Origin of the sequence: Kocuria nitroreducens (assembly GCF_042879195.1) — a bacterium.
Classification (GTDB): Bacteria; Actinomycetota; Actinomycetes; order Actinomycetales; family Micrococcaceae; genus Kocuria; species Kocuria nitroreducens.
Genome location: NZ_JBHZTC010000024.1, coordinates 17,744 through 33,282, shown reverse-complemented (window position 1 = coordinate 33,282; position 15,539 = coordinate 17,744). Strand labels below are relative to the sequence as shown.

Below are 15,539 nucleotides of genomic sequence, written 5' to 3'. Positions count from 1 at the left end.
CGAGTCGGACGCGCAGCCCAGCGATGTGGAGTGGAGATGGTATTTCTGCCGAATCCCCAATGCGGTCGCACATCCCCAATGCGGTCGCACATCCCCAATGCGGTCGCATGTCCCCATGCGGATTCGTGGGGACATGGCACAACATGGGGGGCTCGCCGCCCAAGGGAGCTGAAACATGGGGACTCGGTGGCACGGGGACGGGCGTGTGGGAATTCGCCGAAACCGAGGCGGCAGAGGGCGCCTGCACATGGGGCCTCGGCGCCAGCGGAGGCTCGAGTGCGGGGACTCGGCGGCAGGGGGTTCGGGTGTGGGGACTTGGCGGTAGGGGGCTCGGGTGCGGGGACTCGGCGTCGGTGCGGGCTCGGGTGTGGGGACTCAGTGGCAGGGGGTTCGGGTGTGGGGACTCGGCGGCAGCGGGCTCGGGTGGGTGGACTCGGCGAGAGAAGCGGCAGCGGGGTGGCGGGGCGGGCGGCCGATACGATGTCCCGGTGACAGAATCCACCGCGCCAGAGCCCGCCGCCCGCGCCCTGCTGGGCCCCGCGGAGATCCGGGCGCTCGCCGAGCAGCTCGGGATCCGGCCGACCAAGACGCTCGGCCAGAACTTCGTGATCGACCCCAACACGATCCGGCGGATCATCGCCGCCGCGCGGCTGGGCGAGCACGAGACCGTGCTCGAGGTGGGGCCGGGCCTGGGCTCGCTGACCCTCGGGCTGCTGGACGCCGCCGAGCGGGTCGTGGCCGTGGAGATCGACCCCCCGCTGGCGGCGCAGCTGCCTCACACGGTGGAGCGCCTGCGCCCTGGGCTCGCGGGCCGGCTGACCGTGCTCGAGCAGGACGCCATGCGCGTGGAGGAGCTGCCCGCCCAGCCGACCGCCCTGGTGGCGAACCTGCCCTACAACGTGGCCGTCCCGGTGCTGCTGCATCTGCTGGCCCGCTTCCCCTCGATCCGCCGCGGGCTGGTCATGGTGCAGGAGGAAGTCGCGGACCGGCTGGCCGCGGCGCCGGGCTCCAAGGTCTACGGGGTGCCGTCGGTCAAGGCCTCCTGGTACGCGGAGGTCACGAAGGCGGGGACCATCGGGAAGAACGTGTTCTGGCCGGCCCCGAAGATCGCCTCGGGGCTGGTGCGCTTCGTGCGCCGCGAGCAGCCGGTGGCGGACGTGGACCGGGAGCTGGTCTTCGCCGCGGTGGACGCGGCCTTCGCGCAGCGGCGCAAGACCCTGCGGGCCGCTCTGGCCGGGTGGGCCGGCTCCGCCGCGGCGGCGGGGGAGATCCTCGAGGCGGCCGGGATCGACCCGGGGGAGCGCGGCGAGAAGCTGGACGTCCACGGATTCGCCCGGATCGCGCAGGCCGGTGCCGCCGCGGGACTGACCGCCGGGGTGCGCGGCGCATGACCACGAGGCAGCTCGCGGAGCGCGCCGGTGCGCCCGGCAAGGTCAACCTGTTCTTCGCCGCGGGCCCGCCCCGCCCGGACGGCTATCACGACGTGGCGAGCCTGTACTGCGCGGTCGGCACGGGGGAGACCGTGACGGCCACGCTCACCCGGGGTGACGGCACCACCGTGGGCGTGGCGGCGGTCCCCGGCTCGCTCGTGGCCCAGCAGCTGGTCCGCGGGACGTTCTGCCTGCACGCGGTGCCGACCGACGGGTCCAACCTGGCGGTCCGAGCCGCCGAGGCCGTGCTCGCGCGCTTCCCACCGCTGGTGGGCGGTCTGCACCTGCAGATCGACAAGGCCGTCCCCGTGGCCGGCGGCATGGGCGGGGGCTCCGCGGACGCCGCGGCGGCACTGGTCGCCGTGAACCGGCTCGCCGCCCGCGTCTCGGGAAGCCCAGCGCTCGACGACGACGCGCTGCTGGAGCTCGCGGCCGGTCTCGGCGCCGACGTGCCGTTCGCGCTGACGGGCGGGGCGGCGGTCGGCACCGGGACAGGCGCCCGGCTGCGCCCGGTGGCGGTCGGAGCGCCGATGCACCTGGTCCTCGTGGCGGCGGAGGCGGGTCTGTCGACGCCCGCCGTCTACGCCGAGCTGGACCGCCTGCGGGCGGACGGCGACGTCCCGCCGCCGCGGCTGCCGGCGAGGCTCGAGGAGCGCCTGGGCACCGGCGCGGCGGACGAGCTGGCCCCTCTGCTGGCCAACGACCTGCAGCCCGCGGCCCTCTCCCTCGCGCCGGAGCTGGAGCCCGTACTGGCCGCGGGCGCGGCCGCCGGCGCCCTCGCGAGCTTCGTGTCCGGATCCGGTCCCACCGTGGCGCACCTGGTGGCGGACGCCGCCGCGGCCGAAGACCTCGCGGACGTGCTCAGGGGCCAGGGAGCGCCCGCTCTCGCGGTGCGTGCTCCCTGATCCCTGGCTTCCGGCCGCCGGCGCCTGGATCGGACCTGACCTCCCGGGTTCAGGCGGCGCCGGCGGACGATCAGCGGTGCTGCGGCCGGGCCTCCTGGGCCGGTGCAGCGTCCGTGCCCGGGCGTGCCTGGCGCTGCACGACGAACGCGGGGACCACCGCGGCGCCGCGGCCGCTGAGCCGCTCGAACCGCTCCTGGAACCGGCGCAGCCGGCCCCGGGGCTCCACGGCCAGCACCACGCCGTCCACCCGGTCGGTCAGGGCGGCGAGCTCGGCGGCACCGGCGCGCGGTGGGACCGTGGCCACGAGCAGCGAGGGCGTGGTCACGTCCATGCCCAGCCAGTCGGTGTCGGCCAGCGGGCCCACGGCGTCCGTGAGCGTGTGGGCGTCCACGACCTCCACGGTCCCGCCCCAGGAGGAGACCACGGCGTCCAGGGCCTGGACGACGACGCTGGCCTGTCCGGGCAGGGCCGAGTGCACGGCGATCCGGGAGCCGGACCGCGGCACCGCGCGGTCCTCGTCCTGGGAGAGCCGGCGCAGCAGCTCGAGCGCGCCGTCCTCGTCCTCCGCCGAGTTCAGCACCACGACGGGCGAGCCGGTGGTGTCGGCGAGCCGGTCGGGACGGCGGACGCTGCGGTCGGCCCGCTCCCGGAACGCGCCGGCGAGGGCGCCGAGGACCAGTCCGCCGACCAGGCCGCCGGCGATGAAGAGCGGGATGCCGGCGGAGGAGGGCTCCTGCGGCGGCGTGGCCTCGCTGATCACGCGGCCCGGCGTCGGGGCGATGAGGGCGAGGGCGGTGCGCTGCTCGCGCAGCTGCCGGAGGCTGGAGGAGTCGTCGTCGCTGCGCTCGAGGCCGGCGATGGACTTGTCGATGCGCTGCAGGGTGTCGTCGGCGGTGGTCTGCACGTCCTCGCCGCGGTCGGCGAGGTAGGCGGTGGCCAGGGCGTTGGCCCGCTCGGCGGCCTGGTTCGGGTCCTCGGCGGTGACCGTCACCCGGAGCACCTGGGTGTCGTCCGGGGCGGTGGTCGAGAGCCGCTCGAGCAGGTCCTCGGCCAGCGCGGGGTCGGCCTCCTCGACGGGGACGTCCTGCAGCAGGGCGGCGGCCCGCAGGGTGATGCGCTGCGACGCCATCGTGGCCATCTCCGTCTGCATCTCGACGTCGTCGTAGCCGGAGTCGCCCGTGAGCGGGTTCACCGCGCTCGGGGTGACCGTCATCGAGGCGGTCGCCTGGTAGGTCGGCGGCCACAGGAGACCCGCCACGAGGGCGGCGGCCAGCACGACGAGCCAGGTGCTGAGGATCGTGGGCCACCGGCGCAGGACACGGCGCCACGCCGGCGTCGGGTCCGACGGCTCCGGGCTGCGCGGCCGGGTCCGGACGGTGTCGTCCCGGGTTCGGCGCCGTTCGGAGCCGATGGTGTTCAGAGTCTCGCTCATGTGGATTTCCCCCTGGTGGATCGCGGGTCGTCTCGGAAGAAGCGGTCGTGCCCGGCGCCCGCCCCCCGGCGGATCGCCGACCCCGGCCTCGGGAAGCGCTGCCGGGTCCAGCCCGGCCGGCGGCGTCCTGATCCGATGTCGATCGATTGAAATGTTACAGATGCAAACTCATCGGGACCACAGGAGGTCCCTGGAACTGCGTGGTCTCTTCGGGCCACACGCCGCGGCGGCCGTCCCCCGGACGGCGGTGCGGCGCCGGAGCACGAGCACCGCCGCGGCGCCGGTCACGAGCAGGCCCGTCAGCGCGAGGTGGACGAGCAGGCCGGTGGTGGTGGTGCCGAGCACGGCGCGGAACAGCAGTCCGCTCCCGCCCGTGAGCACGGCCGCGGCCGCGGCGATGGCGCCCACCACGGACCAGCGCGGAGCGATGCCGAGCAGCCGCACGGACTGGAACAGGGCCAGTCCCGTGTCGGTGAGCACCGACGCCGCCCACGCCGTGGCCGCCCCCAAGAGGCCCCACTGCGGGATCAGCCAGAGGTTCAGCGCCACGGCCACGGCCAGGGCGGCGGACTTGTTCATCAGCTGCCACCGGCTGCGCCCGGCCATCAGCAGCAGGGACTGCACGCCGCCGGCCGAGACGGCCAGGAGCATGGCGGAGGCGATGACGAGCATCGCGGGATAGCCGGACTCGAAGCCCTCGCCGAAGAAGGACAGGACCACCGGCCCGAACAGCAGCAGGGTGAGGTAGAAGGGCCAAGCGCCGGCCACGAGCACGGCGGTGGTGCGGGTGAACACGGAGCGGGCGGTGGCGAGGTCGTCGACCGCGAGGGCCGCGCTGATGGACGGGCCCGTGACCATCCGCGCGGTGTGGTCGAGCATGGCGCCCACCCGGATGCACCGGTTGACCACGCCGTAGACGCCCGCCGCGGCGGGGCCCAGGAACGCGGCCACGAGGAGCACGTCGAGCCACTCGAGCAGCGCCTCGACCACCGCGGTCACGCCGCGGGCGGAGGAGAAGGACCAGAAGGCCCGCCGCTGCCGGCCGGTCTCCGGCGCGGGAGCGGCCCCGGGCCGGTCCCGCAGGTCCCGGAGGTGGCGGCGCAGCAGCAGGAGGGCGAGCACGGCGACCACGGCGACCGGCGCCGTCCACGCCGCCGTGAGGGCGAGCAGCCCCCCGCCGGCGACGACGACGGCGAGCACGCCGAGCACGCGCAGCGAGGGCAGCACGACGTTCTGGAGGAAGGAGAAGGTCGGCACCCGGTGCAGCCCGCGCAGGGCGCCGAAGGCGAGATTGAGCACGGCGCCCAGCACGAGGAAGGGCGCCGCCAGCAGCACGGCGGGGCCCACGCCGTCGGGCAGCACCCCGGGGAGGGCCGTGAGCACGGCCGCGGTGGCGGCGACGCCCGCGGCGAGCACGAGCACCGGCCGGCCCGCGATCCGCAGCACCGCGGGCACCGCGGAGCCCTGGCCCCGGGCGGTGAGGGCGGGGACCGCCCGCACCAGCCCGGTGTCGGCGCCGAAGGTGGACAGGGTCGTGGCGATCGCCAGCACGGCCACCACCTGGAAGAACTGGCCGGCCGCTGCCGCGCCCGAGGCGTTGGAGACCACCAGGGTGGCGGTGAAGGCGAGCCCCGCGCCGGTGACCACGAACGCGAAGGTCAGCGAGCCCGTGCGCGCCAGCGGCTGCGGGGTCACAATCCCTCCCCGTAGCGCCGGGAGCGCAGCAGCACGGCCAGGCTCAGGCTGATCAGGATGAACTGCACCGCGTCGAGGCCGTAGTAGGTGAAGAACAGGCACGCGGCCACGGGCGCGGAGTGCACGAGCAGCCCGGTGGTGGTGCGGACCTTCAGGGTCATCAGCGTGGTCCCGTGCAGGTAGGCCACGAACAGGCCCAGGCCCACGAGCCCGTAGCAGAACATCAGGGTCCAGACGTAGCCCTGGGTGCCCATCTCGATGCCGACGGTCTCGTCGTACAGGGGAGCCCCGTAGCCCAGCAGGGGCGAGTCCAGGGTGGCCAGGAAGGTGTCCCGGTACAGGTCGGAGCGCGTGCCCGTGCTGTCGCTGTACTCCTGGCGGCCCATGATCCGCTGGACGGAACCGCTGGCCACGAGCCACCCGCCGACGGCGGCCACGCCCGCGACCCCGGCCAGGGCGACCCCGATCCGGCCCCGCAGGACCATCCGGACCATCACGTACCCGAGCGCCACCGCGATGCCGAGGAACATGCCCCGGTTGGTCGTGGCCACGGCCGGGGCGAGCGAGGCCACCAGCCCGGCCACGATCAGCAGGTGCCGGGCGCGGAACCGGACGGTGGTGAGGTAGGCGAGCACCAGGGGCGTGAGGAGCACGAACCCGGAGCCCCACCCGTTGGTGTACGGGAACGGGGCGGCCGGCCGGTTGTAGGGCTCGGGCGCGCCCCAGGGCAGCTGGACCTCGGCCAGGGGCGGGAAGAAGAAGTTCTGCACGAGCGCGTTGGAGGTGATGCCCTCCGGCAGCAGCAGGCCGATCGGGGTGGTCAGCCGCGCCTCGGGGATCACGAACGTCAGCAGGCCGAGCCCCACGAGCGTCGCCCATGCGACCACGGCGGCCCGCAGGAACCGCCGGTGGTCCAGGGTCTCCCGGGCGTTCCAGTAGTAGACGACGTAGACCAGCGCGGCGAAGACGTTCACCCAGCGCAGCGCGAAGCCCATCCAGGAGCCGAGGCCCTCGATCTGCACCGAGCTCGCCGCCATCCACAGCAGGAACACCACGAGCAGCCACGCCGGCCACGGGACCGTCACCGAGCGGTGGAGCACGAGCAGGAAGAGCATGACCACGGCGAGCAGCGCCGGGGCGAACTGCAGGGCGCCGGAGGCCCAGATCAGGGGCAGCCCCCAGAACAGGACCAGCAGCGGCCAGGCGGGCAGGGCGCCGGTGCTGCGGCGGACCGGGGCCGGCCGCACCACCGAGGGGCTCAGGAGCGCCACGGCGGCCTCACACGCCTCTGCCGAAGAAGGACACGGCGTTCTGCAGCCGCTCGGCGCTGACCGCTCCGGTCGCCACGGCCAGGGCGCCCCACGCCCGCAGCTGCCCGCGGTCCCGGCGCAGCGCGGCCCGCGCCCACCGCACCGCCTCCCGGCGGTCGCCGCGGGCGGCGTGGGCGAAGGCCACCTGTCCCGCCATCAGGGCCGTGCCCCGGTCGGAGCTCTCGAACTCGGGGAACTTGCGCAGCATGTAGGTCAGGGCGCCGGCCATGTCCCCCCACTGCTGGCGGAAGAAGGAGGGCCGGTCCCAGCGCACGGTCAGCACGGTCTCGGGCACGGAGTGCACCGGGGCGTGCCGGGCCAGGCGCAGGAGCAGGTCGTAGTCCTCGCCGTAGGAGGAGGGCAGGTCCTCGTCCACGAGACCCACGGGCCCGTACAGGTCGGCGCGGCGGCAGATCAGCGCGGAGGGGTGGATCTCCATCATCCGGTCGGCCAGCAGCTCCGGGAAGGAGGCCACGGCCTGCGGGACGCGGTGGATGGTGCGCTCGTGGGAGACGATGTCGATCGCCCCGGCGATCGCCGAGGCCTCCGGGTGCCGGTGCCAGTGCGCCACCTGCCGGGTGAGCTTGCGCGGGGCCCACACGTCGTCGTCGTCGCAGAACGCGATGATCTCCCCGGTGGCCGCATGGATACCGGTGTTGCGGGCGCCCACCAGGCCCGGCGAGCGGGTGTTGGGCACGGTGAGCAGGTGCACGCCGGCCGGGACGTCGACGTCGGCGAGCGGGTCGACCTCGACGCGGTCGAAGACGACGACGACCTGCAGCGGGCCGGCGTAGTCCTGCCCGACGATCGCGCGGACCGCCTCGCGCAGCATCTCCGGCCGCCCGGCGGTGGCGATCAGGACGGACACGGACGGGTGGTCGGTGCGGAAGCCGGCGGCGGTGGTCGGGGCCGGGGCGAGGACGTCAGCGGACATGGTGGGTGCTCCTGTCGGTCGGGAGGGCGCCGGCGGCGCCGGCGTCCGGGGCGGTGTCGGCGGGCCGCGAGGTCAGCCCGAGGTACTTGCGCCGCATGGAGACCGCGCTGATCGCCGCGAGGGCGGCCAGCAGGATCGCGTAGGCGGGCAGGAAGAGCGCGGGGAGCCCCCAGAGGAGGAAGATCCAGCAGGTGACCCCCGCGTCGGTGGGCAGGTTGAGGAAGGAGCGCAGCGTCCCGCCCGCGGGCGGCCCGGCGAGGCCGCCCTTGCGCCGCAGCTGCTCGGCGAGGATCTGGCTCATGAACTGCCCGACCTCCACGAGGACGAACAGCGCGGCGAGCACCGCGAGCGCGGTGGCCGGGAACGCCTCGGGCCGCGGGTGCAGCAGGGCGGCGGCCGCCACGGCCAGGTGGAGCGCCGGGGTCCGGATCGAGTCGACCACGTGGTCGAGCCACTCCCCGGCCGGCGAGCCGGTGCCGGTGAGCCGGGCCACCTGTCCGTCGGCGGAGTCCAGGACGAAGCCGGCCGCGAGGAGCACGGCGACGACGACGCCCGTGGCCGGGGCCGGCGGGGCCGCCACGAGCACGGCCAGCCCCGCGGCGGAGAGGACCGCGCTGAGGGCGGTCACCCCGTTGGGGGTCAGCCCCGCCGCGGCGGCCCGCGCGGCGGCGTAGCGGGCCAGCGGGCGGTTCACCCACCGGGTGTACGCCGGGACCCCCTGGCCGGGCTTCTGCGCCGCGCGCAGCCCGGCCAGGGCCTCCTCGTAGCTCGGGCGCCGCCGCGGGGCGGTGGTGGAGGTGGTGCTCATCAGGCCTTCGCCTCCGTGCTGGGCACGAGCTCGAGGTCGAAGGTCGTGTCGGTGGTGTTCGTCCAGTTGGAGTGCACCTCGGCGGCGATCACGTTCTTGCCGTTGCGCAGCACGGACGCGGGGATCTCCACCACGACCGGGGCGGCCAGCGCGGTGGCCGTGCGGCGCGGCGCCAGCGCGTAGGTCCCGGGTCCCAGGTCCCCGTCCGGGAGGTTGTCGCGGACGACCTCCTTGCCGTTGACGTAGACCGCGACGGCGTCGTCGGCGCGGGTGGTGAGCGTCAGTTTCCCGTACTTCGAGGTGTCGGCCACGTCCAGGGTCCGGCGGTAGTACGTGGTGAGCGGACGCGTGCCGTCGGCCACGAGCGTGGTCCGCACCGAGGCGTCGCCCCAGCCGAGCACGGCCGAGCCCTGCTTCCACGCGGTGTCGACGAACGCCGTGCCGGCCCAGTCGTCGGCCGGCGGGTTGGCGCGGTCGTGGTGGTAACGCCAGGTGGCGCCCTCGGCGACCAGCGCGTCCGGCTCCTCGGCCGGGGGCTCCTCCGCCGCGGGCGGCGCCGGCTGCGTGCCGGGGGTGACGACCGCGGAGAGGTCGAAGGTCGCGTCGGTGGTGTTCGTCCAGTTGGAGTGCACCTCGGCGGCGATCACGTTCTTGCCGGTCTTCAGCGCCGATCCGGGCACCTCGACCACGACCGGCTCGGCCACCGCGGTGGCGGTCCGGCGCGGGGCCGTCGCGTACGTCCCGGGGCCCAGGTCGCCGTCCGGCAGGTTGTCCCGGGCGACCTCCTTGCCGTTGACGTAGACGGCCACGGCGTCGTCGGCCCGGGTCGTGAGGGTCAGCTTCGCCACTTTGGAGGCGTCGGCCACGTCCACCTCCTTGCGGTAGTACGTGGTGAGCGGGCGGGTGCCGTCGGCCACGAGCGCGGTGCTGACCGAGGAGTCTCCCCAGCCGAGCACGGCAGAGCCCTGCTTCCACGCGCCGTCGTCGAAGGCGGTGCCGGCCCAGTCCCCGGCCGGCGGGTTGGCGCGGTCGTGGTGGTACTTCCACGTCGCGCCCTCAGCGACGAGCTCGTTCGGATCGGCCGGCTCCTCGGCGGGCGGCTCCTCCGCGGGCGGCTCCTCGGCCGGGGGCTCCTCCGCCGGCGGCTCCTCCTCCGCGGGCGGCGCCGGCTGCGTGCCGGCCGTGACCACGGCGGAGAGGTCGAAGGTGGCGTCGGTGGTGTTCGTCCAGCTGGAGTGCATCTGGGCCGAGATCACGTTCTTGCCGGTCTTCAGCGCCGATCCGGGCACCTCGACCACGACCGGCTCGGCCACCGCGGTGGCGGTCCGGCGCGCGGACAGCGCCCACGGGTGGTCCTCGAGGGAGCCCTCCGCCACGTTGGAGCGGACCACTTCCTTGCCGTTGACGAAGACGGCCACACCGTCGTCGGCGCGGGTCGTGAGGGTCAGCTTGGCCACCTTGGAGGCGTCGGCGACGTCCACGGTACGGCGGAAGTGGGTGACGATCGGGCGGGTGCCGTCGGCCACGAGCGTCGTCCTCACCGCGGCGTCACCCCAGCCGAGCACGGCCGAGCCCTGCTTCCACGCGGAGTCGTCATAGTCGGTGGCAGCCCAGTTCTCACCGGGCGAGACGTCGCGGTTGTGGTGGTACTTCCACGTGGCGCCCTCGGCGATGAGGGTGCTGGTGCCGGGCTGGGGCTCGGGCTGCGGCTCCGGGGCCGGCTGCGAGCCGGCCACCACCACCGGGGTGGAGGCGGAGACGTTGCCCGCGGCGTCCGCCGCGCGCACCGCGTACCGGGCGCCGTCCACGTGCGGCACCTTGAGGCCGGTACCGGTGGCAGTGCCGATGGGCCGGTCGTTGCGCAGCACCTGGTAGGTCACGCCGGACTCGGGTGCCGCCGTCCAGGAGAGGGCGTCGGACGTGCCGTCCTGGGCGGCCTTCAGGCCCGTGGGCGCGGCCGGGGCCTTGGCGTCCCGCGGGGCGAAGCGGAGGAAGCCGCCGGACCACTGGGCGGAGCCGGAGGTGGCGACGCTGCGGTTGATGTCGCCACCGGTCCACAGGACCCCGTTGCTGTCCATGAGGGTGGCCCACACGCCCCAGCCGCCGAAGCCCTTGATCTCCGGGTTGAAGCCGGGCAGGTACTTGCCGCCGGCGGCGTCCCAGGCCCCGATGGCGTTGATCCGGTCGGCGACGGTCACGGGGAGGGTGTTGCCCCCCGCCTTGATCCACTTCGTGGCGCCGGCGTTGAACCAGTGGAAGCAGTGGCAGGCGCCGTAGACGGTGTCGTCGGTGGAGGTGATGGCCTGGATGTCCCCGCCCAGGGAGGTGATGCCCCAGGAGGTGCGCTTGAAGGTGGAGCGGTCGTAGCCGAACATCGAGTGCTCGGCGCCGCCGGCCCACACGGTGCTGCCCTGCTCGCGCACGGCGAGCTGGAAGGCCGTCTGGCCGGGGTTGGCGTAGTCCACGGCCACGGACGGCTCCCAGGTCCAGGTGTCCAGCGGGGCACCGGCGGTGGTGCGCACCGAGGCCAGGCGGAACGCCGAGGCGCCCTGGGACTGGTTGAAGTACCCGGCCGCGTAGAGCCGGTCGCCCTTCGCGGAGGCGTCGATGCTGGCCACGGTGCCGTTGAACTCGGGGTTCCAGCTCGCGTCCGGGGTGCGCGTGGAGATCTTCACGCGGGCGCCGCTGCGGGCGTAGACCCTGCCGGTGGCCTGGCCGCCGCTCAGGTGGGTGAAGGCCCCGGCGAGGTACAGGTGGTCGCCCTGCACGTCGAGCGCCCGGACCTGCAGGACGCCGTTGGTGAGGAGGTTCTCCACCTTGAGGTTCCAGGCGGTGTCGACCTTGCCGGTCGTGGCATCGAGCACCACGAAGCCGGGCGCGCTGACGCCGTTGACCGTGCTGAAGCGTCCGCCCACGGCCAGCCGGTTGTTCGGCAGCTCGGCAAGGGCCTTCACCTGGCCGTTGAAGACGGGGCGGAAGTCGGTGCGCAGCTCCCCGGAGTCGACGTCGAAGGCCGCCAGGTAGGCCTGGGCCACGCGCCCGGTGCCGCCCTGGTTGCGCTGCATCGCCTTGAAGTTGCCGCCGGTGAAGACCGTGCTCCCGATCTGCTCGAGGGCCTGCACCTCGGTGTTCATCTCGCCGTCCTGCCCGTCGGCGCGCTCCACGGCGCCCCACTTGGTGGGCTCGGCGCCGCTGTTGGGCAGGGCCCGCTGGGCGACCGCGGCGGTGCCGGAGTCGGGGATGGCCTTGCCGCTGAAGGCCTGCTGGGTGACCTTGGGTCGCAGGTACATCTGGGTGAAGGGGATGGCGCCCTTTCCGCCGGCGGCGGGCGTCCACAGGTAGGTGGTGCTCGTGTTGCTGCCGGTCACGCCGTCGCCGTAGCGGAAACCGCGCTGCCAGCTGGTCTCGGTGACGTCCTGGAAGCGCACACGGGCCGTGCCGGTGTTCGTGCCGAAGTCGTTGGTGGTGCCGGCGGTCCCGGAGGCCACGCCGGTGCCGTAGACCAGGGAGAAGGAGGTCACCGGGGTGCGGGAGCCGAACGTCCAGTTCCAGTACGGTTTGGCGGAGATCTTCATCCGCCCCTCCTGCCAGGTCGTGCCCGCGGCGTCACGGGCCCGGCGCAGCCGGATGCCGTCGTCGAGGGAGTCGGGCCGCTGCCCGTTCAGGAGCTCGTCGACCGTCTTCGAGGACAGCTGCTTGGGCGCGAAGGCCGCGGTGCCCGTGACCGTGGAGGAGACGTCCTTGGGCGTGCCCACGCCCTCGTAGTACTCCTTCCAGTCGTTGCGGCCGCGACCGACCATGACCCAGCCGCCGCCGTCGGTCACCTGGTCGCAGTAGAACTCCTCCGGCGCGGTCATGGCCGGGGTGACCAGCCAGTAGACGCCGGAGGCCGACTTCGGGTCCTTCTGCTTGATCTCCCAGCAGGACGCCGCGGCCGAGGCCGCGGACTTGCCGTCCACCGGCGGCGCCTCGGCGGCGCCCACCGGGCCGAAGGTCAGCAGCGTCGCGGCGACGGCCATCACGGTGCTGATGCTCAGCAACGCCTTGGTGCGAGCCGTGCGCGCCCGGCGCCGGCTCCGATCCGCCCGGGGCGGGGTGTTCGTGTTTCCCATGGTGTGGTTCCTCAACAGGTTCGTGCGGACGGATCAGCAGGTCGGGTCGTCGGGGAAGCCGTGCTGGACGACTTGCCAGGACTGGCCCGGTTGGCGGAAGAGGTCGTAGTTGTGCAGGGCCCGGCGGTCCTCCTTCTTGCCGCTGACGACCACGCCGTCACGGTCCACGACGGTGACCTCGGAGGAGTCCAGGCAGACCGTGACCCGCACGGCCTCGCCCTCGTCCGTGGGCAGCGGGGCGGAGACGGGATCGCCGACGACGACGGGCGCCCCGCGCTGCTCCCAGCCCTGGTGCTCGAACTCGGCCAGGGACGCGATGACCTCCTGGAGCGCGTCGCCGGAGGCGGACTCCTCGGCCGCCGCGACGGCTGCCGGGTCCAGCTCGGAGGTACCGAGCTCGGCGGAGGACTCCGGGTTGGCCGGGTCCGCCGGGGCCGGCAGCTCCGACGGGACGAAGGCCTCCTGGGCCTCGAGCACGGCCTCGATCGGCTCGACCTCCGGCGCGTCGGCGGCCACGGCTGCCGCCGAGGGCAGGTCCTTGGCGCGGACCTCCTGCGGCGTCTCCAGCTCCACCACGGTGCTGGCCTCGAGGGCGTCGGCCGCCGGGTCGTCGGTGGCGCCGGTGGCGCCGCAGCCGGTCAGGATGCCGGCGAGCAGGAGCCCGCCCAGCACCGTGCGGGCTGTACGGGCCGTGGGACCTCGAGTGCTCGATGTGCACGACAGGTCAAGGATCATGTCAGCTCCCCCCAGATCTGAACTTCCGGCGCCGATGGCCGGCGCCGCGGTGATCCGCCGCGGGTTGTGGGTCGAGGGACCCCCGCGGCGTTCCGGACGACCCCCCGTCCGGATTCATTGGATCGCATGGAGTCTAACCCCGGCGTTAACGATCGGGAACGCGATTCGATGTCCCCTTTTGTGACCCGCTTATTCAGATGCAAACGCAGGTTTCTCAGCAGTAGGGTGAGGCGATCACCGGAGTTCCCTGGAGCGAACAGGGGGTCCGGACGCAGCATGGGACGGCCGCGGCTCGGGGGAGCGCGGCGTCCGGCGAACGCAGGGGGACGTTGTGGCGGGGGAGACAGCAGGACCGGTTCCGGCAGGGGCGCGCCGGCGTCCGAGGGCGCAGCTGCCCGTGCGGCAGTTCGCGCACCTCGACGCGATGCGGGCCGCCGCGGTGATGCTCGTGGTGCTCGCGCACGCGGGGCTCGAGCTGGTGCCGGGCGGCAGCGGGGTGACGATCTTCTTCGTCATCTCCGGGTTCATCATCACGCACCTGGTGCTCAAGGAGCACCGGCGCACCGGGGGCTTCGACATCGCCGGGTTCTACCGCCGGCGGGCCCTGAAACTGGCCCCGCCGCTGCTGGTGGCCCTGGTGCTGCCCACCGCCCTGTACGCGTGGCTGGTCCGGCCGTTGAGCCTCGGGGACGTCCTGGGGCAGGTCTTCTTCTTCTTCAACTGGCGCTACACGGACTCCCAGGTGGACGTCCTGCCCGGCTCGATCGTGGTGTGGAGCCTGTCCATCGAGGAGCAGTTCTACGTGGCGTTCGCGCTGATCTGGCTGCTGCTCGTGGGCCGGAGCCGGCCGGCCACCGCGCTGGCGGTGCTGGCGGGCCTCGCCGCGGTGGCCTCGGCGGGCGCGCGGGTGGCCCTGCACCTGGGCGGGGCGAGCCCGGACCGGATCTACTTCGGCACGGACACCCGGCTCGAGGCCATCGCCATCGGGGTGCTCGCCGCCGTCTGGTACGCCCGCGTCACCGGGGGACCTGTCACCGGGGAGCCTGTCACCGGAGAGCGAGGTGTCGGGGAGAGTGCGGCCGGAGTGGGTGCTGCCGGCGCCCCGGCGTGGTGGGGCCGGGACCGGGTCCTGGTGCTGACGGTGGTGCTCTACCTGGCGTCGCTGCTGGTCCGGGACGAGTTCTTCCGGGAGACCTTCCGCTACACGGCGCAGGCGGTGGCGGCCTGCCTGGTGGTGCTCTGGGGCCTGCACGGGCCCACCGGCCGGATCGGGTCCCGGGTCCTCGCGGGGATGCGGTGGAAGCCAGTCCAGCTGCTGGGGCTGGCCAGCTACAGCATCTACCTGCTCCACCTGGGCGCCGGGCACGCGCTCACCGCACTGGTCGGGGAGATGCCGGGTCCGGCCGGGGTGGCCCTGCGCGTGGTGGTCGGCACCGCGGCCGGCATCGCCTGCTGGTGGTTCGTCGAGGAGCCCGTGGCCCGCTGGCACCACCGCCGCAGGGCCGGCCGGCGCCCCGAGTCGGCCGCCGTCCCGGTGCCCGCGGGGCAGGCGTCCGGCTGAGCTCGCACCGGCCCGTCCGCTCGGGGCGGCCGGGCCCACAGATTTCCGCCGCGCACCCACGGTGCCCGCGGCGAGCAGACCGAGAGGGACTTCCGGCGTCGTCCGGGCGGTTCACCGGGCCGGGGCTGAGGAGGTCCCGGCAGGATCCCGAGGGGGGAATGACTGACATGAGCACCGACAAGCACACGCCGCGCGTGGGGTACGCGGCCGGGGCGTTCGACCTGTTCCACGTGGGGCACCTGAACATCCTGCGCCAGGCGAAGCAGCACTGCGACCACCTGATCGCCGGGGTCGTCTCGGACGACCTGATCGAGATCACCAAGGGCCACCGGCCGGTGGTCTCCCTGCGGGAGCGGATGGAGATCGTCGAGCACATCCGCTACGTGGACCAGGTCCACGCCGAGGTGCTGCTGGACAAGCTGGACACCTGGCAGGAGCTGCGCTTCGACGTGTTCTTCAAGGGCGACGACTGGCGCGGCACCCCGAAGGGGGAGCGGCTCGAGCAGGAGTTCGCGGCGGTGGGCGTGGAGGTCGTGTACTTCCCGTACACGGTCCACACGTCCTCCACCAAGCTGCGGGCCGCCCTCGAGGTGCTCTCGCTCCCGGTGGGCTGAGGC

11 protein-coding genes are annotated in these 15,539 nt (G+C 74.0%); 4 read left to right on the top strand and 7 right to left on the bottom strand.

The window, feature by feature from the left end; genetic code table 11:
• Positions 1 to 488 precede the first annotated feature (488 nt).
• Together rsmA and ACFYE1_RS15070 are read left to right on the top strand one after the other, a co-directional pair.
• Positions 489 to 1,391 carry a 16S rRNA (adenine(1518)-N(6)/adenine(1519)-N(6))-dimethyltransferase RsmA gene (gene rsmA, locus ACFYE1_RS15075; RefSeq protein ID WP_387744557.1) on the top strand — a complete coding sequence of 301 codons (903 nt, stop codon included), beginning with the start codon at positions 489 to 491 and terminating at the stop codon, positions 1,389 to 1,391.
• Positions 1,388 to 2,335 (top strand): 4-(cytidine 5'-diphospho)-2-C-methyl-D-erythritol kinase, encoded by a 948-nt coding sequence (locus ACFYE1_RS15070; RefSeq protein ID WP_387744554.1) that lies wholly within the window; start codon positions 1,388 to 1,390, stop codon positions 2,333 to 2,335. The genes rsmA and ACFYE1_RS15070 overlap by 4 nt, the downstream gene beginning before the upstream one ends.
• 70 nt (positions 2,336 to 2,405) lie before the next feature.
• Here ACFYE1_RS15070 and ACFYE1_RS15065 read toward each other — a convergent pair whose 3' ends face one another.
• The 7 genes from ACFYE1_RS15065 to ACFYE1_RS15035 form a co-directional block, all read right to left on the bottom strand.
• Positions 2,406 to 3,767: a hypothetical protein gene (locus tag ACFYE1_RS15065; RefSeq protein WP_387744551.1), complete on the bottom strand. Its 1,362-nt coding sequence runs from the start codon at positions 3,765 to 3,767 to the stop codon at positions 2,406 to 2,408.
• A gap of 168 nt (positions 3,768 to 3,935) precedes the next feature.
• Positions 3,936 to 5,462, bottom strand: a complete 1,527-nt coding sequence (locus ACFYE1_RS15060; RefSeq protein ID WP_387744548.1) for a lipopolysaccharide biosynthesis protein — start codon at positions 5,460 to 5,462, stop codon at positions 3,936 to 3,938.
• The gene (locus ACFYE1_RS15055) at positions 5,459 to 6,733 is read right to left on the bottom strand and encodes an O-antigen ligase family protein (protein WP_387744545.1); all 1,275 of its coding nucleotides are present in this window, start codon (positions 6,731 to 6,733) and stop codon (positions 5,459 to 5,461) included. The genes ACFYE1_RS15060 and ACFYE1_RS15055 overlap by 4 nt, the downstream gene beginning before the upstream one ends.
• Positions 6,734 to 6,740: 7 nt before the next feature.
• Positions 6,741 to 7,706: a glycosyltransferase family 2 protein gene (locus ACFYE1_RS15050; protein WP_387744542.1), complete on the bottom strand. Its 966-nt coding sequence runs from the start codon at positions 7,704 to 7,706 to the stop codon at positions 6,741 to 6,743.
• Entirely contained in the window at positions 7,696 to 8,514 is an 819-nt protein-coding gene (locus ACFYE1_RS15045; RefSeq protein WP_387744539.1) for a CDP-alcohol phosphatidyltransferase family protein, read from the bottom strand. The genes ACFYE1_RS15050 and ACFYE1_RS15045 overlap by 11 nt, the downstream gene beginning before the upstream one ends.
• Complete coding sequence (locus ACFYE1_RS15040; RefSeq protein ID WP_387744536.1) at positions 8,514 to 12,626, bottom strand: fibrinogen-like YCDxxxxGGGW domain-containing protein; 4,113 nt, start codon at positions 12,624 to 12,626, stop codon at positions 8,514 to 8,516. Before ACFYE1_RS15040 ends, ACFYE1_RS15045 begins: the two co-directional genes overlap by 1 nt.
• A gap of 33 nt (positions 12,627 to 12,659) precedes the next feature.
• Positions 12,660 to 13,361 carry a hypothetical protein gene (locus tag ACFYE1_RS15035; RefSeq protein WP_387744533.1) on the bottom strand — a complete coding sequence of 234 codons (702 nt, stop codon included), beginning with the start codon at positions 13,359 to 13,361 and terminating at the stop codon, positions 12,660 to 12,662.
• A gap of 397 nt (positions 13,362 to 13,758) precedes the next feature.
• Here ACFYE1_RS15035 and ACFYE1_RS15030 point away from each other — a divergent pair, with 397 nt between their 5' ends.
• The gene (locus ACFYE1_RS15030; RefSeq protein ID WP_387744530.1) at positions 13,759 to 14,922 is read left to right on the top strand and encodes an acyltransferase family protein; all 1,164 of its coding nucleotides are present in this window, start codon (positions 13,759 to 13,761) and stop codon (positions 14,920 to 14,922) included.
• Positions 14,923 to 15,089: 167 nt separating this feature from the next.
• Complete coding sequence (locus ACFYE1_RS15025) at positions 15,090 to 15,536, top strand: adenylyltransferase/cytidyltransferase family protein (protein ID WP_387744527.1); 447 nt, start codon at positions 15,090 to 15,092, stop codon at positions 15,534 to 15,536.
• The last annotated feature ends 3 nt before the right edge of the window (positions 15,537 to 15,539 follow it).

Excerpts from the sequence above, each read along its gene's own strand:
- ACFYE1_RS15070 (WP_387744554.1), top strand. The coding sequence starts at position 1,388 with ATGACCACGAGGCAGCTCGCGGAGCGCGCCGGTGCGCCCGGCAAGGTC.
- ACFYE1_RS15065 (WP_387744551.1), bottom strand. The coding sequence starts at position 3,767 with ATGAGCGAGACTCTGAACACCATCGGCTCCGAACGGCGCCGAACCCGG.
- ACFYE1_RS15050 (WP_387744542.1), bottom strand. The coding sequence starts at position 7,706 with ATGTCCGCTGACGTCCTCGCCCCGGCCCCGACCACCGCCGCCGGCTTC.
- ACFYE1_RS15045 (WP_387744539.1), bottom strand. The coding sequence starts at position 8,514 with ATGAGCACCACCTCCACCACCGCCCCGCGGCGGCGCCCGAGCTACGAG.
- ACFYE1_RS15040 (WP_387744536.1), bottom strand. The coding sequence starts at position 12,626 with ATGGGAAACACGAACACCCCGCCCCGGGCGGATCGGAGCCGGCGCCGG.
- ACFYE1_RS15035 (WP_387744533.1), bottom strand. The coding sequence starts at position 13,361 with ATGATCCTTGACCTGTCGTGCACATCGAGCACTCGAGGTCCCACGGCC.
- ACFYE1_RS15025 (WP_387744527.1), top strand. The coding sequence starts at position 15,090 with ATGAGCACCGACAAGCACACGCCGCGCGTGGGGTACGCGGCCGGGGCG.